The organism is Alkalithermobacter thermoalcaliphilus JW-YL-7 = DSM 7308 (assembly GCA_001584565.1).
In the GTDB taxonomy this organism is placed as follows: Bacteria; Bacillota; Clostridia; order Peptostreptococcales; family Peptostreptococcaceae; genus Alkalithermobacter; species Alkalithermobacter thermoalcaliphilus.
Genome location: LSFY01000001.1, coordinates 529,524 through 551,957, shown reverse-complemented (window position 1 = coordinate 551,957; position 22,434 = coordinate 529,524). Strand labels below are relative to the sequence as shown.

Here is a 22,434-nt window from a genome sequence, read left to right as displayed (position 1 = left end):
TTAGTTTATGAATGTTTCGCTTGTTATCATTATAAATAATTCGACTTTATTTGTCAAATTACAGAATACGTTTTCCTGATTGTGAAAATAATTTTAAGAAACTGGCTTTTTTCCAGTACTTTTTCGGATATTTTTAGAAAATACTTAATTTTATGAATATTTTACTGGTAATTTCAGCTCATTGAAACAGTTTTATTTTTATGATATATTTAAGAAAAATGTAGAATATCAAATTTTTAACTAACTTTTAAAAATCTAAAAATCTTAGATGGAACGGGGAATGAAATTATGAAAACTGGAAAAACTTCAACTATGAATATCGAAAGCTACGCTGAAAACAATATCAAAATATCCTTTATGGTATCGTTTTCCTTATCACTTATAATATTTAGTTTCTTAGTGGATACGCCTTATGAAATATTTAAAGGTGTATACAGGATATTAGTAGAACCTGCTGCTTTAATTACTGACTATATCGGAGTTGGAGGAATAGGGGCTGCTTTCTTCAATTCTGGTCTTTTGACTTTACTATTTACCTTTCTTTTACGAGCTCTTAAGATTACATTCAATGGAGCAACTTTTGCTTCTTTATTCTTGATAGCAGGATTTGCTCTGTTTGGTAAGAACTTACTTAATGTATGGTTTATAGTTATAGGTGTGTATTTATACTCTAAAGTACAAAGAGATAAATTCTCAAAATATATCTATATGGCTTTATTTGGAACTGCAATATCACCTATAGTTAGTGAAATTATGTTTAATTCATCTTTACCTATACAATACAGAATTCCTCTTTCTATGTTAATTGGTATTTGCATAGGATTTGTACTTCCACCTTTGTCAGTTTATTTATTAAAAGTTCATCAGGGTTTTAACCTATATAATATAGGATTTACTGCTGGTATAATTGGAACTGTAGTTGTGTCTATATTTAAATCATATGGTTACACACCTAGCCCTAGATTTATATGGAGCAGTGGTAATAATCTGATATTAGGATCATATTTATTTACAATTTTCTTCTTAATGATAGTTTCAGGCTTTATGTTAAATAATAAATCATTCAACGGAATTAAAAATATTTCTAAACGTTCTGGAAGACTTATTACTGATTTTATTATCTCTGATGGATTTGCCCCTACATTAATTAATATGGGAATCAGTGGATTTATTTCAACCCTTTATGTTATAATTGTGGGTGGAGACTTAAATGGTCCTACTATAGGTGGAATCTTTACTGTTGTAGGCTTTAGTGCGTTTGGTAAACATTATAAAAATATAAGCCCTATATTTTTAGGTGTGATCTTAGGTTCAATAACTAAAACTTGGAGTTTAACAGATCCTGCAATTTTACTAGCTGCACTGTTTGGAACTGCCCTAGCACCTATTGCAGGAGAGTTTGGATGGAAATATGGTGTTTTAGCAGGATTTATCCACTCTTCTGTTGTATTAAATGTAGGTGTTCTTCATGGTGGACTTAACCTTTATAATAATGGTTTCGCAGCTGGAATTGTTGCAGCAGTTTTAATTCCTATAATAGAAGGTTTCAGAAAGGAAGAAATTTAATGAAACATTTTAAAAAGCGAATTACTAAAATAGTTGATGAATTAGTCATATATATGTTTTATCTAGGTGGTACTGATATTAGTGTAAATATAAAAGAAGAAGATGACTTTTTCAAAATATCATTAAAAAGTAATTACTCTTTTTCAAAGAAAAACAAGATAGAAAAATTAAATACTGCACTTAAATGTTCTAAACAAGAAGAAATAGAAGAGTATTATTGGGAGCTTGCTGGTGATTGTGACATTGACAATGAACTTGCTTTAATAGGAATGATGACAAATGAGGTTGAAATAGACTATGACGATCACTATATAGAGTTAACATTATATAGATATAAAAAATAAAACGAGCACATGCTCGTTTTATTTTTTATATGACAAAACACTTTGTTTTATTATGGTTTTAGAGTATAAACATTGCAACTATTGTAGTTACTATCATACCTATTACAACAGGGATAAAGTTTCTTTTTGCAAGTTCCATAGGAGATACTTTACATATAGCTGCTGCTGGTATTAGTCCCCAAGGAACTATAGTTCCTCCTCCAACCCATATAGCTGTGATTTGCCCTAACGCTGCTAAAGCAGCTACATTTACTTTTACTGCTTCCCCAAATACTTTAGCTAGCGATCCTGCAAGTGATATTCCTGAAAATCCTGAACCATCTAATCCTGTTATAGCTCCTACCGTACTTTCTATAGAGCAAACCATAAATTTGTTCATAGGTATAGCATTAGATAGTGCTAAACCTATATCGGATAATATACCTTGAGATGTTTCTGGTAGATACCCTGCTCCTAAACTATCTACAAAAGGTCCTAACTGACCTAGATAGAAAAATGCAGCTATAGGAATTATAGGAGAAAATACATCAATACCAAACCCAAATCCACCTTGAATAAATGATGTTATTTTTTCTAAACAGTCTTTCTTGTAATTTATAAAACAAATTGCCATAAGTAAAATTATAGCTGTTCCTCCAATTAGTGCTGTTGCCTCTCCCCCTTTTAGATCAAGCATAAACATTAGTACTATATCAATTAAAAAGCCTAGCGGAACTATAAAAGCTGATATTTTTGCTTCTTTTGTGTATGTTTGACTTTCTACATCTTGTATATCTGTCTGTACTCTTATTTTCCCTTTCCTTATATCTCTCTCAAGCATATAATAAGCTATTCCTATAGATGTTATTGCCATAGTCCAATATAAAATCATTCCTTCTTTTATTATGTCTATAACCCCTACACCTGCAGCAGATGCTGTTATAGTTGGGGCTCCTTGGATTACAAAATCTGTTGAAAGCGCTAACCCATGACCAAATAAATTTATTGCCATAGCTACACCGATTGCCGGAAGACCTGCCTTAACTGCTATAGGTAAAAATATTGCTCCAACTAATGCTGTTGCTGGAGATGGCCAGAAAAACCATGCAAGTATCAACATAACAATTCCTACAGAAAAAAATGCACTAGTTCTGTTTTTTATAACTTTTATAAATGGTGTTACTATAAGCTGTGTAGCTTTTATCTCTTCTAATGCTTTTGATAAAGAAACTATTATAGATATAATAAGAATTATACCTATTAATTCTTTAGTTGCTACAATAAACGAATTAAATATCGTTCCTACTGAAAATGCTATATCTTTACTAGCATAAAGTGAAATACAAAATATTCCTAATATACAAGGAATTATGGTATCTCTTTTCAGTGCCATTGTAACTAAAACAATAAGAATAAAAAGGATATAAATATAATGAACACCTGTTAACAAATTCTATTCCCCCTTTCTTTTAATTATCATATTATGAATATAAGAAAGGAGTTGTGCATGTAAAACTAAAAAACAGATGGCTACTTAGCCATCTGTTTTTTAGTTTTATTGTTTGCTTTTAACATGAATAATGTAAATATTACAACCGATATTCCTACCCCTAATATATTCGATATATTAGCATTTAATTTAAACCCTTCTGGAGCTTGTAGTATATATGATGTAGTAACTACTGTCATAAACATAGCTGGTAATGTGCATACCCAATGTAATTTATTATTTTTATATAGATAACTTGCTCCTGCCCAAAGCATTATCATAGCTAATGTTTGATTAGCCCAAGAAAAATATCTCCAGATTATATTAAAATCTATAAACGTAAGTCCTATTCCTATAGCAAATAAAGGAATTGCTATATAAAACCTTTTTAGCAGTGAATCTTGCTTAAAGTTTATAGAGTCTGCTATTGTAAGTCTTGCACTTCTAAAAGCTGTATCTCCTGATGTTATAGGACAAGCAACAACACCTAAAAGAGCAAGTGCTCCTCCAACTTTTCCTAATAGTGAATTTGATATTTCATTTACAACTACTGCTGGTCCTCCATTTGCAAGAGTAGCTGCTAATCCTTCTGTTCCACCAAAAAAGGCTATCGAAGCTGCTGCCCAAATTAATGCTATTATACCTTCTGCTATCATCGAACCATAAAACACTCTTCTAGCTTCACTTTCTTTTCTAACACATCTTGCCATAAGAGGTGATTGAGTTGCATGAAATCCTGATATGGCTCCACAAGCAATTGTTAAGAATAAAAATGGAAATATCGAAGTTTTTGATGGGTGCAAATTCGAAATTGTAACTTCTGGAATTTGATACCCTTTAATTAATATTCCTCCAGCTATACCTACTGCCATTATAAGTAAAGATGCTCCAAATATTGGGTATATTTTTCCTATAACTTTATCTACAGGAAGTACAGTTGCTAATATATAATATGCTATTATTGCTACAACCCAGAAAGTTCTATCCCACTTAGTTAAATTGCTTAAAAGACCAGCTGGACCTGTAACAAATACTGTTCCAACCAATATTAATAAAACTACTGTAAATACCCTCATTATTTTTCTTACTGTATCACCTAAGTATATCCCTACAACTTCAGACATACTAGTTCCCTTGTGTCTGATAGATAAAATTCCTGAAAAATAATCATGAACTGCACCTGCAAATATACATCCAAACACTATCCATAAAAATGCAGCAGGGCCCCAAAGTGCTCCTGATATAGCTCCAAATATAGGTCCTAATCCAGCTATATTAAGAAATTGAATCAAAAATATCCTAGGCCAGCTCATCGGTATATAATCTACACCGTCTTCCATTTGAATAGCTGGTGTAGGTCTTGTATCATCAATACCTACAATATTTTCAACTATTTTTCCATAAATAAAATACCCTAGAATAAGGATTATAATAGATAAGAAAAACGTTATCATGATTCCTCCTCCTTAATACTTTTCTAAATGTAATTAAATTATATTGGATCCTTTAAATTTATGTACTATTTACAGCATGAATAATCAAAAAAGGCACATAAAGTGCATTTAAATGCCCATTATGTGCCTAAATTCTTTTATATTTTTTCTACTTACAGGAATTTCTACATCTAACTCTTTTAATTTGACAATGTATGTATTATTAAACCAAGGTATTATTTCATTTATTTTATCTATATTAACTATAAATGATCTGTGTGTTCTAAAAAATTTATTTTTAGGAAGCTTCTTTGCAAATTCTGATATACTATAAGTTGCCTTATATATATCTTCCTTTGTGTAAATAATAGTTTCTCTTTCATCAGCTTCACAATAACATATATCACTTGAGTTTAGCACTACCATTTTTTCTCCCTTCCAGAGAGTAATTTTTTCTGAATTGTATCCCATGCTTTCTTTAAGTTGAAGCTTGTTTAATACATTTATTATTCTGTCTTGGGAATAAGGTTTTAAAATATAGTCAAATGCTTCTATTTCAAATGCTTCTGCAGCATATTCTTTATGAGCAGTTATAAACACTATCTTAGGTTTTTCTCTAAAATTATTTATTATCTTTGCAAAGGACATTCCATCTAACCCTGGCATGCTTATGTCTAAAAATATTATTTGTGGCTTATTTTTTTCAAGATAACTAAGTGCAGAGATTGAATCTTGAAATTCCCTTACTATTTTTATACAACTGTAATTTTGTATAAAATGCTTAAGCTCCTGTCTAGCGGGATATTCATCATCTATTATTATGCAGTCCATATTATTCCTCCTGTATTATAGAAAAACTTATTTTTGTACCTTTTGATAACCTTTGTATATTAAGCCCTTGTCCATATATAAGCCTTAGTCTATTATGAACATTAGCAAGACCTATTTTGTTTTCGTTTATAGTTCCTTTATATATCTTGTCTATTACATTACTATCTATTCCACATCCATCATCTTCTATCGAAATATATATATGGTTTTTATTTCTTTTCTTTATCTGTACTTTTACAGTTCCCTTTCCTTCTCCTTTCAAAATTCCATGTTTTATAGAATTTTCAACTAATGGCTGTATTATTAAGTTAGGTATCTTTATATTTATATCTTCATCTATATCATATATTACGTTTAATTTATCTGCAAATCTTGCCTTTTCTATTTCTACATATGCTTTTATCTGCTCTATTTCCTTATTTATGCTAATAAATTCATCTCCTATTTCTAAGTTGTGTCTAAGATAGGTAGATAAATCTATTATAAGTTCTCTAGCCTTAGTTGGATCTATCCTGATAAATGATACTATAGTATTTAGAGCGTTAAACAAAAAATGTGGGTTAATCTGAGCTTGAAGAGCTCTTATTTCTGCTTCATTTGCCATTTTTTCAAGTTCTTGCATCTTACTTATCTTCAGTTGGGTTGATATCAGTTGAGAAAGACCTACTGCAAGGTGCTCGTCTCTGAAAGTTATTGCATTTTCATTCTTATAATAAATTTTTAAAGTTCCTATAACTTCATGTTCATCTGTTAAAGGAACTATTATAGCTGATTTTAATGGACAGTTTTTATAGGCACACTCTATTTGTGATTGATCTTTTAATACTAGTATTTCTTTGTTTTCTATTACATATTTTGTAGATCCTGTTAGAATTTTTTCTTTTTCTATATGATGATCTTCTCCTAATCCATAGTGAGCTAATATAGTTGTTCTATTAGTTATTGAAACAGCATCTGCTCCTATAGAATCTTTTATAATTTTGCATATTTCTCTAAATGAAGTTTGATTTATATTCTTAAAATATGGCATTGTCTTATTCGCTATTTCAAGTGCTAATTTTGCTTGTCTTGCAGCTATTTCTTCTTTTTCTTCAAATATACTTTCTGTTATTGATATTACTATTCCTACCCCAATTCCATTTATTAAAGTCATAGGAAGATATATTTGTCTTACTATATCCAAAGCTAAATCAAATGGCCTTGATAAAATAATTATAAAAAGCATGGTTAAGTGCTCTATTATAATGCCACTAAAAAGTCCATGTATCCATCTATTTTTTCGAGTTGATTTTCTATTTACAATCCCTCCTGCAATTCCAGCTAAAATGGTTGTTATAAAACATGGAACTGATGTTATTCCTCCTATATCAATTAGCAATCTATGAAGTCCTGCTATTACTCCAGATAATACACCAACAAGTGGCCCAAAGAGTATACCTCCTGTTATAACTCCTATTATTCTTGTATTTGCAATCGCACCATTTACAGGAGTTCCTATATAAGTTCCTAATATACCAAATGTTCCAAATACAAGTGAAAGTAAAACTAAATCCTTTAGAGTAAATTTTTCCTTTTGTATTATATTTCTGTACACTCTAAACCTTGATATTAAAAAAGCTATCAACACTACATATCCTAAGTTGTTCAGCAATCTTTTAAATAACAATATCATTCTAATCATCTCCAAACTTTATACTTTTTATATTATATCAAAAAAAGGTTAGACATTATAATATCTAACCTTTAAATACTTTATACACATATTCACTTGTAGCTGCACTCATAAGAGCTCCATATTCTAAATTAAATTCCACTTTATCTCCTACTTTGTAGTTTATATCACTTTCTGTTACATCTAATATAAGATGATCCGAACTTGCTCCTAATATATCTATTTTAGTATCTATTGGAGTTATTGCCGATATATTTATATCTTGCTTTCCTATTCCTATTATAGCTCTTTTTCTTATTCCTCTATCTTCATATACAGGCTTATTCCCAAATGCATCCATACCAATCTCTCCAATAGGAACTGAAGGCTTTTCTTTTAGTTCTACAATCTCACAAATCAATTTGAATGCATCTTGATATGCTCCTTCTATCTTATCTCCATAAGCTGTTTCTCGTCCTAGTGCTATAGCTTCACCTAACCTTAAGTTAGATACCCCTTGTGGCATCTGATTTTTATCTATTAGATGAAGTGAACTTGAGTTTCCTGCAGATATGAAGTCAATATCAATTTTATATCTTTTTTCAATTTTCTTGGCTATATCTACAAGTTTTTGAGTATTTTCTTTAGAAGGAATTATAGCTCCATAACAAGTTAAATTTGTTCCAACTCCCACAAGTTTTATATTTTCTAGTTTCAAAACTTGTTCAATACAGTCAAATAATTCTTCCTCATTGAAATAACCTTCTCTTAAATCTCCTAAGTCAACCATTAAAGCTATCTTTTGTACTTTGTTTATCTTTTTAGCTTCCTGATCTATCTTCCTTATAACATCTATTTCTGAATTAAGACTTATATCTACATATCTTACTAGTTCTTCAACTTCACTCATCATTGGTATTCTTAAAAGTATCTTTGGTAAATTTATATGTTTTAGTTTTTTTAAGTTTTGAATTCTAGAATCAGCTATATATTTTATACCTGTATCCTTGATAGCTTCTACAATTTCAGGAAAAGCACAATAAACTTTAGTTACAGCTGCTATTTGTATATTCTCTTTTTTACACTTATCTACTAACAATTTTGCATTATGTCTAATTTTTTGTATATCTATTTCAAGTCTTGGATACAAATATCTCACCCCTAAATTTTTAGACTTTGTTTTGCTAGCTTTAAAGCAGCTTTTTTATATTTTTTAGATAAGACTCCTAAAGAAGCCATTATGTAATCATTATCTACCAAGATTTTAGCTTCTTTAGTTGGAAAAAGTAATGTTCCTGATTTATTGTGTTTAGCTATTTCTTTCATTATCTCAACTCTATTTGGAAGTCTTGTTAAAGCTCCACCTGTTCCTATTATATATTTTATCTCTGTCAAATCTTTTCCTTCTGCAACTGATGTCTTTGTTCCTGTTCCATAAAGGTTTCTAATTTTTCCTGCATGTCTTTCTACAGCCTTTATAACAGCTTCTTTTGTAAGCCTTTCTACAAATTTAATTTCCTCTTGTGTCTTAGGTATAGGTTTGTGATTTTTCATTAGTCTTTCTACATCTAAATCTAATTCATTTTTTATTTTTTCTATTCCTATAAGGTCAACTACATTTTTCATATTTACATAAACCCCTAAATCTCCTTCAACAGTTCTTTTTGCAAGAGGTTCTGGGCTTATGAGTATTCTATTTATTTGCTCGCTTCCCTCTGTTACTGAATGGATATCTGTTGTTGCTCCTCCAACATCTATTACCATTAGATCTTTTATTTCTTCATATAAAAGTTTGGCACATTCCATAACTGCCCCTGGCGTTGGAATGATAGGTCCATTTACTATATCTCTTACATAATGCATACCCGGAGCATGTGTTATATGTTCTTCAAACGCATCTTGAATTACCTTTCTAGTAGGTTCTATATTTAAAACATCAATTTTAGGATATACATTGTCTACTATATAGAGTTTATAATTAGTCTCTTCAAATATAAGATTTATTTCTTCTCTATTTTCTATATTGCCAGCATATATTACAGGTATATTTAAGTTCATATCAGCTATAACTTCAGCATTATAAATAGCTGTATCTCTTTCTCCGTAATCTACTCCACCAGCTATCAATATTATATTAGGATTTATCTTTTTTATTTTATTTATGTCTGTTCTTTTTAGTCTTCCTGCTGTTACTTTATGTATGATTGCTCCTGCACCAAGTGCTGCTTCTTTTGCAGCTCTAGCTGTCATATCGTATACAAGGCCATGAACTGTCATTTTTAATCCACCAGCAGCACTAGATGTTGCAAGCATTTCTTTGTAATTTATCTTATCTACATTCAAATTCTTTGCAAGATTATCTATAGCATTATTTAATCCAATCCTTACATCACCTTCAAGTACTGTTGTTGGAGCTTGACCTTGACCTATAAACTTAGGATTTTCACTATCAATATCACTAAATGCGTTTATAACAGTAGTTGTGCTGCCTATTTCTGCAACTAGTACATCTATATTCATTCTATCTCCGCCTTTCATAGCAAGCAACTATTCAAAGTAACATACAAAATTTAGCGCTTTGTAATTTTTGCCTATTAGAACATAATTTCCTATGTGTTATAAAAATTTGGTTCATACTAGATACATCTAGTATGAACCGTAACTTCATTATTTACCTTCTAACATCTCTCTTCTTCTTTTTACTAGGAATGTTGCAACATTTATTCCCTTAGTTCCTCTTCCAAATCCTGCATCTACACCTTGTTTAACAGCTATTTCTGGTGTAACTTGTGTTCCTCCACAAACTATTATAATTTTATCTCTTACTCCCTTTTCTATTGCATATTCATGAAGTTTTTTCATTATTTTATAGTGGATATCATCATGGCTTATTATAGTTGATGCAAGTATAGCATCTGCATTAAGCTCTATTGCTGCATCTACAAGTTTTTCAACAGGACAAGAAGTTCCAAGATATTCAACCTGTATACCCCATTTTTCTATACCGCCATGTTTTATATCTATTATCTCTCTAAGACCAACAGAGTGCTCATCTTCTCCTACAGTAGCTGCTACAACTTTCATAGGTCTTTTTTCTATTTCTTCCCAAAGTTCTTCATTGCTCATTACTTCAGGCTCAGGTGGTATTTCTAAAGTACTTATATCAATACTTACATCTAATTTTCCTTTTAACTGTATTCTTGTTCCTTCTGCTGGATGTAAAACTTCAACATGTATAACTTCTGGATCTATTAAATTCATCTTCTTAGCAAATTCTACTGCAGCAAACTCTGCTATTCTCTTGCTTGTAGGAAGAGTCATTTCTATTTGAACTGTTCCATCTGCAAGCCACTCAACTTCTGGTTTTATTAAATTAGAATTTCTATACATTTCTGTTTCTTGTAATCTAGTATTTACATTATCAAATTCGTCTAATTCATCTATGAATACTATCTTTTCTGGCTTTTCAAATGTACACCCATCGATTAAGCTTGATGGATTATCTACTGCATTTTCATCATACTGAGCTACATTGTTATATCCAAAGTGAGCTGTTACAGGTGCCATATAATCTTCATCTCTTTCAAATATATCTCCCGCACCTATACCTGCATCTATTTTTCTTACTATTCCATCTCCATTTCTTTCTGGATACATTCCTGAATCCACAAAGAATCCTTTTTCTACTGCGTTAAAATATCCACCTACTTCTAAAATTTCTTCCATGTAAAGAATTGCTCTTTCTTTAAGTTCTCTAACCTTTTGAGGAAGATATCCATCTTTTTTAATCTCAACCATCTCTAGTAATCCATCTAATCCTACTAGTGTTTGTTTTGCTGTATCACATGCTTCTATGTTGTAAACATGCCAAGGAACATTTCTACCTTCATCTGGAGTTATTGTAGATTGTATATCTGCTCTTGTAAGTTTAGAAATTAACATATTTAAAACATGAGTAACCGTAGCCTCTCTTGATGAAGATGTTATATACTTTGTATTTTGTTGAGCTCTCATTTTATACTCATCAAATAAATCCCTTAATGCTACTGCATACGGTAGATCATATTTTATACATGGAACAGGCGATGCTGAAGGAGGAACTGTAGATAAACATATGTTTTCTTTCTTCATTCCTACCTTATGCGAGAATATCGAGTTTATAGCATGTTGAACCATAAGTTCAGGCATAACCTTCCATGCATCTCTTGCTGTTGCATTTGCATTGTGAGCTCCATCTATTTGAGCTATATCAGCCCAAGCTAATATTTTTTTAGACTCAGCAGCATCAACAAAAGATCTAACCATATTTATATTTCTGTAAAGAACATTGTACTGAGGGTCTTGATGTGCTCCGTTTACTCCTTCTTCTGCAAACATTACAGCTATATCAGGCCCTGCAACTCCAGATACATAAGAATGATAATTTATAGGTCTTCCAACTTCTTCTTCTATAAGATCTAGTGCTTTTCTTTGTGCTCTAACTTGCTTTCTTGTAACAGGTATACCTCCTATTCCTTGAGGTGTTCCCTCTATTAAACCATCATAGTGTGATTGTCCTGCTGTTCTTATAACCATTATGTGGTCTGCTCCATGCCAAGCAGCCATTCTCATTCTTCTTATATCATCTTCAAATCTTCCAGAAGCAATTTCTGTTGTAATAGTTTCTTTTGGTTGTGGGTCTAAATTCTCAAAATATTGAACTGCTGCAGGTATACCTATAGAGTTTTTAAGAGGTGTAGAACAATCTGAATATTTATGTCCACCCATTTCTATTTCTTCATGTTTTCTCCATGTCCATCCTCTTCTTTTTGGTCTATAGTTTTCAAGATCACTCAATATATTTTTTATATCTAACTTTTCGTTTGGATTTAACTTTTCCATCTTTACTCTCCTCCTTTGAAGATTCTAACAGCATCGTCCCAATGTTTTCCTTCTATCATTTCAAGTCCAGCTTGTCTTAAAGGGATATTTTTCTCTTTAGAAATCCTATATACTATATGACCTACCCCTTTACCTATCAATCCTCTGTCTATTGCTCCTTCAACTAAAGGTTTTGCCTCAAGGCTTGAAAATCCCATTCTTAAAAGAACAGAACGTTCTATTGATGGAGTAGTATGTTTTTTAGCAAGTTCTAGTAATGGATCTACTATTTTTTCTGCAAGTTCCCAGAATCTATTGTATAATTCTTCATCAGTTAAATTTTCTAAATGTTTTCTTCTTGTTTGGAAATCATCTTGTCTTTTCACCTTGTTCCACCTCCGAGTGTATTATTGAAACTTTACATCAAATTCTCTAAGAACAGATTCTACAAATTCCCTGTTTGTTTTTGTTTCTTCTATTAAAAACGCTATATCCTCATCACTAACTTGTTTGCAGTTGTTATGTTCTAAGCAATTTTTTATATAGGACCTTCTTATCTGATTCATATCAATATCTCTAGCTTTTATCATTGATGGATGCTCTGGAAGAATTATGTTTTTTCCTGCAACTTCCTCGTCAGGATTTCCAAATCTTATCTGTATTCCATTTTCTCTTGCAAATGTAAGCTGAGGTTGTATGTGTTTTCCTGCACCTGTATACTCTGTTTCTTGAACAACTATTATCTTATCTTCATCCATTTCTCTAGCTATAGCAAACGCAGCTGCTAAAGATGTATTTCCAGCAGGTCCTCTTTCTAACCCTTCTAATTGAGCTAATGCTTCAGTAATATAAAATACTTCTCCTTGATTTACTAACACATATCTATCCATATATCTTAAAGGTCTTGCAGCTGATCTTGGAACATCTGATCTATCTGGCCAAGTTGAAAACGGTATCCCAAAACCTGTATGACCAGTTGTAAATGATTTTTTATTAAACTGTGTATCTGACGCCATATGAAGTCCCTTTAGATTAACACTAGCACCTACTATTTTTGTATTTGATGCTCCTGCTTTTATAAGACCTCTTGCTGTACCTGTTAAGTTTCCTCCTCCTGCATTTGTACATACTACTACATCTGGATCTTTACCTTCTCTTTGTCTAAATTGCATCGCAATCTCATATCCTAATGTTTCTACTCCTGCTATTCCAAATGGTGTATATAAAGATGCATTAAAGTATTCAGTTTCCTCAAGAAGTTTTAGGAATGTATAAAAAAGTTCTGGACCTACTGTAAGCTGAACAACTTCAGCACCATAAGCTTCACATTTTCTAGCTTTTTCTATTATTTCTGGTTGCCCAATCCCTTTGCTATCATAACATTCCTGAACAATTATACATTTTAATCCTTGCATTGCTGCTTGAGATGCAACTGCAGCTCCATAGTTTCCACTCGTTGCTGCTATAACACCCTTATAACCTAATTTTTTAGCATGATATACTGCATTTGCTGCTCTTCTGGCCTTGAAACTTCCAGAAGGATTACAAGCTTCATCTTTTATAAAAATTCTAGCTCCTTTTCCTTTTGGCGAAAGTTTTCTAGCAAGTTTTGTTAAGTTCTTAAGTTCGATAATAGGGGTATTGCCAACAGCTACACTTGTTTGAATTTGTATCATCTCTTCAAGTGTATATCCTGTTTCTCTCATCATTTTTTCATAGTCAAATCCTATACCTGAAGATTCAAATACTTCATAATCTATTCCTATTGCATTTTTCATTATTTCATTTTTTCTAGCCATAACAGAAGCATAACTCATATCTTTATTCATTCTCTTCACCTCCAGATAATATTTCTCTAAGCTGAATACCTATCTGGAGTATTTCAGGAATACATTTACCATAATCATGCTTGTAGTATGGATTTATATCTACAAGTTCTCCTTTTACTGTTCTTCCCGAAATTGTAGTTATACTAACTTGATCTCCTAAGTTTGCATCTTCATTTATAAATCCCTTAACCCACATTTTAAGTGGAACTTGTTTAGTATCTTCAGGAACTTGTGGTGCTCTTTCTTCTTTTTGTAATACTACATTATGTACTAGTACCCAATCTCCTTTTTTACTTTTCATTTGCTCACTTCCTTTAATTAACATTCTATTAAATCTCTCATATCACCCATAATAGCTCTTGGAACTGGTATATCAAGCATTGTTCTAAGTCCTGGCTTAGCATTTATAACATGAGGAATAGAGTTTACACACATAGCTATCGTTCCTATTCCACCTGGTATTTCTGGTTTTATTTGAAGCGATATATCTGGATTTCCTTTTATCCATATATAATCTCCTGTTTCTATACCTTCTAAATGCGGAAGTATTTGTTGAGGATGCTCCATTTCAATTTTTACCTGACCATCTACATACCCATATCCACATTGACGACAACCAGCTACATTTCCTGCTTCAACTTTTGCATATTTACTTTCTCTATATATATTAGAAACTATAGCTTCTCTTGTTTGCTCCACTTTTTCTAGATTCCATCCAATTCCATCTGTAATCATTTTTATAGATTCTGGGAATCCTACATGTCCAGCTATTGTTCCATTTTCAACTCCTCTATTAAACTGTTCTAAAGTTATTCCTACTCCTTGCTCTTCCATAACTGCTTTTCCAAATGGAGATAAATCGTTTATTCTTGCAGCTTTTATATGTTCAACAGTTTCGCAAGTTCCTGTTAAAGCAAGTATTAAAAGATCTAATACAAATCCTGGATTTATTCCTGTACCTAATACTGAAACACCATTTTCTTTTGCCAGTCTATCTATTTCTTTAGCAAGTTCAGGCTCTTGAGCTTGAGGATAAGCCATTTCTTCTGCTGTTGATATTACATTCATTTTTCTTTCAACTATAAATTTAATTTTCTCAAATGCTCCTTTAGTAAAAGAATCTGTTGCAAGTAAAACTACATCTGCACACTTTTCTGTGAAAACTTCATTTGGATCACTTTTTATTATAACTTCTTTTCTTTCATTTCTTTCTATACCTAAAACTTCATACATATCTTTTCCTACTCTATTTTCATTTCTGTCACAAACTGCTACTATTTCAACTCCCTTTTTCTTAAGTAGCATTTCTGCCATTCCACTTCCCATTGCTCCAAATCCCCAAATACCAACTTTAATATTTTCCATCAAAAACACCTCCAAAAAATTATTTATTTCAATTTAATTTATATTAAATTTTTAAAGCAATATTCATACCATTTTGAAATTTATATAAAAATAAATTTTAAAAATATTCCAACTTATTGAAATAGGACAATTTTTTATTTTTGAGTTACTTAGTGTATAATCAAAAAATATACCAAAAGCAAAAAAATTTGCACCATGTGGTGCAAATTTTTTTGCTTTTATCTTATTCCATATTTTTTCATCTTATGCTGAAGTGTCTGTCTTTTTATTCCCAAGTCATTAGCAGCTTTCGTTATGTTGTTATTGTTTTCAAACAATGCTTTTTTTATAAATTTTACTTCTATAGTTTTCATAGTTTCATCTAAATTATTATTTATATCTATGTCTATCTTTTCTTTGTTAATTCTTTTGTTTAAATTTAATATATTTAAACTTTGATGATTTAATACATGATCATCATCTGTCATACTAACAGCTGCATATATAGTATTTTCAAGTTCTCTTACATTTCCTGGCCATGAGTGTTCTAATAATATTTCCTTGCTTTTTTCTGATATTATCCATATATCTTTTTTCAATATGTTGTTGTATTTTTTTATAAAATGGCTTGACAAGGGAATAATATCTTCTTTTCTATCCCTTAGTGCTGGTATATTTATAGATATAACATTTAATCTATAATATAAATCTTTTCTAATTTTATCTTTTTCCACTGCTTCTATAGGATTTTCATTTGTAGTTGCTATAACTCTAACATCTATAGGTATATCTTTAGATCCACCTATTCTTCTTATATAACCTTCTTGAAGTACTCTAAGGAGTTTTGCTTGTAATTGTATTGGCATTGAGTTTATTTCATCTAATAATATAGTTCCTCCATTTGCTTGTTCAAATATCCCAGCTCTGTCAATGGCTCCTGTAAATGCTCCTTTTGATGTTCCAAATAAAATTCCCTCTAGTAAAGTTTCTGGAATTGCTGCACAGTTTTGGGCTATAAACGGGTTATTTGCTCTATTGCTAGCATAGTGTATGCTTTGAGCAAATAGTTCTTTACCTGTTCCTGTTTCTCCATATATTAGTACAGGTGCACTGTTTTTAGCAGCCTTTTTGGCTATGCTTAATGCATCCTTAAATGCTTTGCTTTCTCCTAAAATATTATCAAATGTATATTTCTTTATTTTCAGCTGCTTAGTTGTTTGACCATTAGATATTTCATTTTGAAGGTCTAGTATAATATCTGAAAGCTTTTTTATCTTAGTAATATCTTTTGCTATTTCTAGTGCTCCAAACTTTTCTCCATTCAAACTTAAAGGAACAGTAGTGTTTATTGTTGTTATTTCTTTTCCATTTATATTTAGGTATACCTGTTTTTTATTTTTTATAGGAGTACCGCTTTTTAAAACTTTGAGTAAGGTACTAGTTTCATTATCTAAGCTTTTAAATACATCTAATAATGGTCTGTTTAAAACATCTTCTTTTTTCATTCCTTCAAGCTCTTCCATAGCTCTGTTATATATTATAGTGTTTCCATCTTTATCTATTACATGGACTCCATCTTCTATGTAGTGCAAAATTTTTTGCATCAAAGCTATATAATCTTTTGATGTCATTTTTATTCCTCCAGTATTTATATGAGGATCTTAGTAAAGCGGGAATCTATCTGTAAGCTCTTTTACCATTTGTCTAGCTTTTTGTGTGTTATTATTAGTTATAACTTCATCTATAATTTCTGCTATAACTTTCATTTCTTCTTCTTTCATACCTCTTGTAGTAACAGCAGGCGTTCCAATTCTTATTCCACTAGTTATAAATGGACTTTGTGTATCAAATGGTATTGAGTTTTTATTTACTGTAACATGAGCATCATCTAATCTTTGTTCTGCTTCTTTTCCTGTAATATTTTTATTTCTTAAATCTATAAGCATAAGGTGATTGTCTGTTCCGTTAGTTACAAGGTCAAATCCTCTATTTATCAACTCATCAGCTAATACTTTAGCATTTTTTACTATTTGGTGTTGATATTTCTTAAACTCATCACTTAATGCTTCTTTAAATGCAACAGCTTTTGCAGCTATTATATGTTCTAGTGGACCTCCTTGTATTCCTGGGAATATAGCCTTATCAATTTTTTGAGCATATTCTTTTTTACAAAGAATAACTCCACCTCTTGGCCCCCTTAGTGTCTTATGAGTAGTACTTGTTACAAAATCAGCATAATATACAGGGTTTTGATGAAGTCCTGCAGCAACAAGTCCTGCTATATGTGCCATATCCACCATAAGCATTGCTCCTACTTCATCTGCAATTTCTCTAAATTTCTTAAAGTCTATCTCTCTTGGATATGCACTAGCTCCTGCAACTATAAGTTTTGGTCTTTCTTTCTTAGCAATTTCTCTTACACCTTCATAATCTATTCTTCCATCTTCTTTTGATACTCCATATTCTATAAAATTAAAATATTGTCCTGATATATTTACAGGTGATCCATGCGTTAAATGCCCACCTTGTGAAAGATTCATTCCCAAAACTTTATCACTTGGATTTAAAACTGCAAAATAAACACCTAAATTTGCATTTGCTCCTGAATGTGGCTGAACATTAGCATGCTCTGCATCAAATAATTTTTTTAGTCTCTCTATTGCTAAGTTTTCTATTATGTCTATGTACTCACACCCCCCATAATATCTTTTTGAAGGGTATCCTTCTGCATATTTATTTGTCAAATGGCTTCCTGCAGCTTCCATAACAGCATCTGAAACAAAGTTTTCTGAAGCTATAAGTTCTATATTTCTATTTTGTCTGTTAATTTCTTTCTCTATTGCCTCATATACTTGAGTGTCAACTTTCTTTAAATTTTCAAATCTCACTTTCATCCCTCCCATAGATTTTAAATCTTAATTACTAATTTTAACATATATTCTATTTATATTGACATTAAATTTTTGATATACTAGTAATTGTTAATCTTTAGAAAGGAGTTTTATTATGACTACTCTTCAAAAAAAAGATATACTAAGAATTGCTCTGTACGCAGGAGAAATAATGCTTAAAAACGGTGCTGAAACTTATAGAGTTGAAGATACAATTGATAGAATATGCAAATCTAAGAATCTAAAACACGTAAGCTCATTTGTAACACCTACTGGTATATTTATATCTGATGATAGGTTTGATGGAATAAGCTTTATTAAAAGAATTAAATCTAGAACTATAAACTTAAGTAAAATATCTCAAGTTAATGATTTTTCAAGAGAATTTGTAAACAGTAATCTTTCTATTGAGCAAGCTTTGCTCCTTCTTAAAAAAATAGATAAATCACCTAAATATCCTAAAGTTATAAGGATTTTATCTGCTGGATTCGCTTCAGGTTTTTTTGCTCTTTTGTTTGGATCTAGCTTTTTAGATTTTTTAGCTGCTTTCATTATCTCTATGATTGCTGTTTTTGCAAGTAGCAAAATAGAAAAAGTTAGTCAAACTTCTTTTTTAGCTAATGCCTCTGGAGGAGCTATTATAGCCACTTTGACTATATTTTTTCAACTTTTAGGATTTGGAAATAGTATAGACATGATTATAGTAGGATCTATAATGCCTTTACTTCCAGGAGTTGCTTTAACAAATGGACTTAGAGATTTTATTTCTGGTGATTTGATCTCAGGGGTATCTAGGGTTTTTGAAGCTGTATTTATATCTATATCTATAGCAGTTGGAGTTGGATCTATATTAAATATTTGGATTAATGTTTTTGGGGGGAATATTTAATGTATTTATTTTCTCAATTTATATACTCTTTTTTATCTACTGTAGGATTTTCTATACTGTTTAATGTTCCTAAGTCTTCTATTGTTTATGCTGGAATAACAGGAGGAATAGGATGGACATTATATATATATATAAATAATTTAGTTTTTTCTGTTACATTCTCTAGTTTTATAGCTTCTATAGTAGTTGCCATTTTAGGAGAAGTTTTTGCTAGGATTGATAAAAAGCCTGTAACTGCATTTGTCATACCTGGTATAGTGCCTTTAGTTCCAGGTTATGGAATGTACTTGACTATGATAAATTTAATAAACGATTCTTTTGATACTGCTATAAAAATAGGAGTAAATGCAATATTTACTGGTGGGGCTATTGCTATTGGAATAATTTTAGTTTCTTCTGTTGCTAAAATTATAAAATCTATGAAAAATCCTCTATTCAAATAGAGGATTTTATTATGTTGGTTATTACTGGAATATATTTACCACTTTGCCTTATTTTTTTCTCATTTATCCTTATCATTAAAAATGTTAAACTCATAAGTACTATTCCTATAAATAAACTTATGGTCTCTGTATTATTATATCCTAATTGTCCTAATACTTTAGTTCCTAAAACTACTCCTACTAATAGAGAAATCAAAGGTAGAGTGTATACTATAAATACTGCTTTCATAAAATTTGGAACATGCATATCAACTTCAACAAAATCTCCAATTTCAGCACCTATTTTATTGTATGCTTTAATTTCTATATCACTTTTTTCATCTCCCATTTTACAAGCTCCACAACTTCCACATGCAGAATGTCTTTGCATTTTTAGGTAAGCTATATCTGCCTCTTTATTTATAACAATTCCTAAGCTTTTCAATATACCACCTACTTTATGAATTTAGTTATTGTGCTGATTAACTCATCTATAATCTTTTCATTTTTACTTTCGTCATCTGTTTTTATTGTGTTTCTTACACACCCTTTTATATGATTTTCTAAAATTATTCCACCTACTTTATCTAATGCTGATCTTACTGCTGCTATTTGAATTAATATATCTACACAATATTTATCATTATTGACCATATTTTGTATTCCTTTAACTTGTCCCTCAATTTTCCTAAGTCTTCTTATTATAGCTTCTTTATCATTTTTTGTTTTGCTTGAAAGTTCATTCATGAAAAATCCTCCTACCTTAAAATTAAGTATACTCCTATAAGTAATATAAATATAATTCTTCTAATAAATTCAAAGTTTCTATTATCTAAGTTGTACTTTTCTTTAAGTGAAGTAAAATAATTTCTTATTGCTATGTTTACAAGCGCTAATATAAATATTAACAGTAAATCTTTGTTTGAAACCGTAATAAAATCATTTAAAAATGCTTTTAGCAAAAGTAAAATTATAGGGAATACTATCGCAAATGTCATAAATTCGTCAAATATTTTCCTCAAAACAAACACCTCTTTTCATACCTATAACCCGTATATAGATTATACCCCATTTATTATTTTATTTCTAGAGAAAAAGCTACACTTTAACTAAAGTGTAGCTTTTTGATTTATAGTGTCTTTATATTTAACTCTTGTAACTGCTTTTCATCTGCATCTGATGGAGCATTTGTCATAGGGCAAGAAGCGTTTTGAGTTTTAGGGAACGCTATGACTTGTCTTATATTTTCTTCGCCTGCTAAAAGCATAACTATCCTGTCAAACCCAAAAGCTATTCCACCGTGAGGAGGTGTTCCATATTTAAATGCTTCTATTAAAAATCCAAATTTTTCGTTTATCTGCTCCTCATTAAAGCCTAAAGCTTTGAACATTCTCATTTGAACATCTGAGTTATATATTCTTATACTTCCCCCTCCAAGTTCAAATCCATTTAATACAAGGTCATATGCTTTAGCTCTTACATCTTGCGGGTTTGTTTCTAATTTTTCTAAGTCCTCATCTTTAGGAGATGTAAATGGATGATGTTTTGCAACATATCTTTTTTCTTCTTCATCATATTCAAATAAAGGAAAATCTACAACCCAAACTAACTTATATTCATCTTTTTTAAGAAGATTTAATCTCTTTGCAACCTCTACTCTTAAATGACCAAGACTGTCAAATACAATTTCATCTTTGTCTGCTACAAATAATATTAAATCTCCTTCTTTTCCATCTACTCTATCTAAAATCTGTTTTAGTGTATCTTCATCTAAAAACTTAGCTATAGGAGATACTACTCCTTCTTGGTTTATTTTTATCCAAGCAAGACCTTTTGCTCCATATGTTTTTACAAATTCTTCTAGTGAAGATATATTCTTTCTTGTAAATTCTTTTTCATATCCTTTTACATTTATACATCTTACACTTTTACCATTACTTGTTGCATCAGAAAAAACTTTAAACCCACATCCTTTAACTATATCTGATACATTTATAAGTTCAAATCCAAATCTTAAATCTGGCTTATCTGATCCATACTTTTCCATTGCTTCTTTGTATGAAATTCTTGGAATAGGAAGGTTAATATCTACATTTATAGCTTCTTTAAATATTCTTTGCATCATTTTTTCCATAATAGATATAACATCTTCCATATCAACAAAAGACATTTCACAATCTATTTGAGTAAATTCTGGTTGTCTATCTGCTCTTAAATCCTCATCTCTAAAACATTTTACTATTTGGAAATATCTGTCAAAGCCTGATACCATAAACAGCTGTTTAAATATCTGAGGCGATTGAGGTAATGCATAGAATTTTCCTGGATTTACTCTACTTGGAACTAAATAATCCCTAGCTCCTTCTGGTGTTGGCTTTGTAAGAAAAGGTGTTTCTATCTCTAAAAATCTATTTTCTGATAGATAGTTTCTTACTATATTTGCTACTTTGTGTCTTAATATTAAGTTTTTTTGCATAGATGGTTTTCTTAGGTCTAAATATCTATATTTTAATCTAAGATTTTCTGAAACATCATCATCATCTTTTATGTATATAGGTGGTGTTTCTGATTTATTAAGTATTCTAAGTTCGCTTGCAAAAACTTCTATATCTCCTGTTTTCATATTAGGATTTTTAGACTGTCTTTCATGAACTATACCTTTTACAGCTATAACGTATTCAGATCCAAGTTTCTCTGCCTTTTCAAAAGCTTCTTTAGATATATCTTTATCAAAAACTATTTGGCAAATTCCTTCTATATCTCTTAAATCTGTAAAGACTAGTCCTCCTAAATTTCTACTTTTTTGAACCCAACCCATTAACACTACTTCTTTTCCTATATCTTCAATTCCTACATTTCCGCAATAATGAGTTCTTTTTAATCCATTTAAAGTTTCCATATAATCC

The 22,434-nt window shown here is 30.7% G+C and carries 21 protein-coding genes; 4 read left to right on the top strand and 17 right to left on the bottom strand.

The genetic code is table 11. The annotated features are described in order from the left end of the window. The first annotated feature begins 288 nt into the window (after positions 1-288). Both JWYL7_RS02900 and JWYL7_RS02895 read left to right on the top strand, forming a co-directional pair. On the top strand, positions 289-1,566 hold the full coding sequence (locus tag JWYL7_RS02900) for a DUF1576 domain-containing protein (protein ID WP_066068681.1): 1,278 nt from the start codon (positions 289-291) through the stop codon (positions 1,564-1,566). Further along, positions 1,566-1,910 carry a hypothetical protein gene (locus JWYL7_RS02895; RefSeq protein ID WP_066068679.1) on the top strand — a complete coding sequence of 115 codons (345 nt, stop codon included), beginning with the start codon at positions 1,566-1,568 and terminating at the stop codon, positions 1,908-1,910. Before JWYL7_RS02900 ends, JWYL7_RS02895 begins: the two co-directional genes overlap by 1 nt. Before the next feature lie 58 nt (positions 1,911-1,968). On the opposite strand, the gene JWYL7_RS02890 is transcribed toward JWYL7_RS02895, so the two are convergent. The 13 genes from JWYL7_RS02890 to glyA all read right to left on the bottom strand — a co-directional run bounded on the left by JWYL7_RS02890 (position 1,969) and on the right by glyA (position 18,214). After that, positions 1,969-3,339 carry a transporter permease gene (locus JWYL7_RS02890; RefSeq protein ID WP_066068676.1) on the bottom strand — a complete coding sequence of 457 codons (1,371 nt, stop codon included), beginning with the start codon at positions 3,337-3,339 and terminating at the stop codon, positions 1,969-1,971. 80 nt (positions 3,340-3,419) lie between these two features. Then, positions 3,420-4,832, bottom strand: a complete 1,413-nt coding sequence (locus JWYL7_RS02885) for a carbon starvation CstA family protein (protein WP_066068674.1) — start codon at positions 4,830-4,832, stop codon at positions 3,420-3,422. A 108-nt stretch (positions 4,833-4,940) separates the two neighbouring features. After that, positions 4,941-5,642, bottom strand: coding sequence for a LytR/AlgR family response regulator transcription factor (locus tag JWYL7_RS02880; protein WP_066068671.1), 702 nt, complete (start codon positions 5,640-5,642; stop codon positions 4,941-4,943). Between the two features lies 1 nt (position 5,643). After that, positions 5,644-7,314, bottom strand: coding sequence for a sensor histidine kinase (locus JWYL7_RS02875; RefSeq protein WP_066068667.1), 1,671 nt, complete (start codon positions 7,312-7,314; stop codon positions 5,644-5,646). A 64-nt stretch (positions 7,315-7,378) separates the two neighbouring features. After that, entirely contained in the window at positions 7,379-8,443 is a 1,065-nt protein-coding gene (gene orr, locus JWYL7_RS02870; protein WP_066068664.1) for an ornithine racemase Orr, read from the bottom strand. Positions 8,444-8,454: 11 nt separating this feature from the next. Next, positions 8,455-9,813 carry a GlmL-related ornithine degradation protein gene (locus tag JWYL7_RS02865; protein WP_149683703.1) on the bottom strand — a complete coding sequence of 453 codons (1,359 nt, stop codon included), beginning with the start codon at positions 9,811-9,813 and terminating at the stop codon, positions 8,455-8,457. A 147-nt stretch (positions 9,814-9,960) separates the two neighbouring features. Continuing rightward, positions 9,961-12,174 (bottom strand): D-ornithine 4,5-aminomutase subunit OraE, encoded by a 2,214-nt coding sequence (gene oraE / locus JWYL7_RS02860; RefSeq protein WP_066068658.1) that lies wholly within the window; start codon positions 12,172-12,174, stop codon positions 9,961-9,963. Positions 12,175-12,176: 2 nt separating this feature from the next. Continuing rightward, the gene (locus tag JWYL7_RS02855; RefSeq protein WP_066068654.1) at positions 12,177-12,539 is read right to left on the bottom strand and encodes an ornithine aminomutase subunit alpha; all 363 of its coding nucleotides are present in this window, start codon (positions 12,537-12,539) and stop codon (positions 12,177-12,179) included. 21 nt (positions 12,540-12,560) lie between these two features. Then, entirely contained in the window at positions 12,561-13,982 is a 1,422-nt protein-coding gene (gene ortB, locus JWYL7_RS02850) for a 2-amino-4-oxopentanoate thiolase subunit OrtB (protein ID WP_066068651.1), read from the bottom strand. Beyond that, complete coding sequence (ortA, locus tag JWYL7_RS02845) at positions 13,975-14,283, bottom strand: 2-amino-4-oxopentanoate thiolase subunit OrtA (protein ID WP_066072302.1); 309 nt, start codon at positions 14,281-14,283, stop codon at positions 13,975-13,977. Before ortA ends, ortB begins: the two co-directional genes overlap by 8 nt. A gap of 17 nt (positions 14,284-14,300) precedes the next feature. Next, entirely contained in the window at positions 14,301-15,347 is a 1,047-nt protein-coding gene (gene ord / locus JWYL7_RS02840; protein ID WP_066068647.1) for a 2,4-diaminopentanoate dehydrogenase, read from the bottom strand. A 218-nt stretch (positions 15,348-15,565) separates the two neighbouring features. Further along, positions 15,566-16,957, bottom strand: a complete 1,392-nt coding sequence (locus JWYL7_RS02835) for a sigma-54 interaction domain-containing protein (protein ID WP_066068644.1) — start codon at positions 16,955-16,957, stop codon at positions 15,566-15,568. A 30-nt stretch (positions 16,958-16,987) separates the two neighbouring features. Then, positions 16,988-18,214, bottom strand: coding sequence for a serine hydroxymethyltransferase (gene glyA / locus JWYL7_RS02830; protein WP_331721839.1), 1,227 nt, complete (start codon positions 18,212-18,214; stop codon positions 16,988-16,990). 118 nt (positions 18,215-18,332) lie between these two features. On the opposite strand from glyA, the gene JWYL7_RS02825 reads away from it, so the two are divergent. Together JWYL7_RS02825 and JWYL7_RS02820 are read left to right on the top strand one after the other, a co-directional pair. Then, positions 18,333-19,106, top strand: coding sequence for a threonine/serine exporter family protein (locus tag JWYL7_RS02825; RefSeq protein WP_066068639.1), 774 nt, complete (start codon positions 18,333-18,335; stop codon positions 19,104-19,106). Next, positions 19,106-19,549, top strand: coding sequence for a threonine/serine exporter family protein (locus JWYL7_RS02820; protein WP_066068637.1), 444 nt, complete (start codon positions 19,106-19,108; stop codon positions 19,547-19,549). Before JWYL7_RS02825 ends, JWYL7_RS02820 begins: the two co-directional genes overlap by 1 nt. Here the strand turns inward: JWYL7_RS02820 and JWYL7_RS02815 are convergent. From JWYL7_RS02815 to aspS, 4 genes are all read right to left on the bottom strand, one after another. Then, positions 19,542-19,973, bottom strand: a complete 432-nt coding sequence (locus JWYL7_RS02815; protein ID WP_066068634.1) for a SoxR reducing system RseC family protein — start codon at positions 19,971-19,973, stop codon at positions 19,542-19,544. The genes JWYL7_RS02820 and JWYL7_RS02815 overlap by 8 nt on opposite strands. Positions 19,974-19,981: 8 nt before the next feature. Continuing rightward, positions 19,982-20,275, bottom strand: coding sequence for a metal-sensitive transcriptional regulator (locus JWYL7_RS02810; RefSeq protein ID WP_066068631.1), 294 nt, complete (start codon positions 20,273-20,275; stop codon positions 19,982-19,984). 11 nt (positions 20,276-20,286) lie between these two features. After that, positions 20,287-20,550 (bottom strand): hypothetical protein, encoded by a 264-nt coding sequence (locus tag JWYL7_RS02805; protein WP_066068628.1) that lies wholly within the window; start codon positions 20,548-20,550, stop codon positions 20,287-20,289. 107 nt (positions 20,551-20,657) lie between these two features. Next, positions 20,658-22,427: an aspartate--tRNA ligase gene (aspS, locus tag JWYL7_RS02800; protein WP_066068626.1), complete on the bottom strand. Its 1,770-nt coding sequence runs from the start codon at positions 22,425-22,427 to the stop codon at positions 20,658-20,660. Between the last annotated feature and the right edge of the window lie 7 nt (positions 22,428-22,434).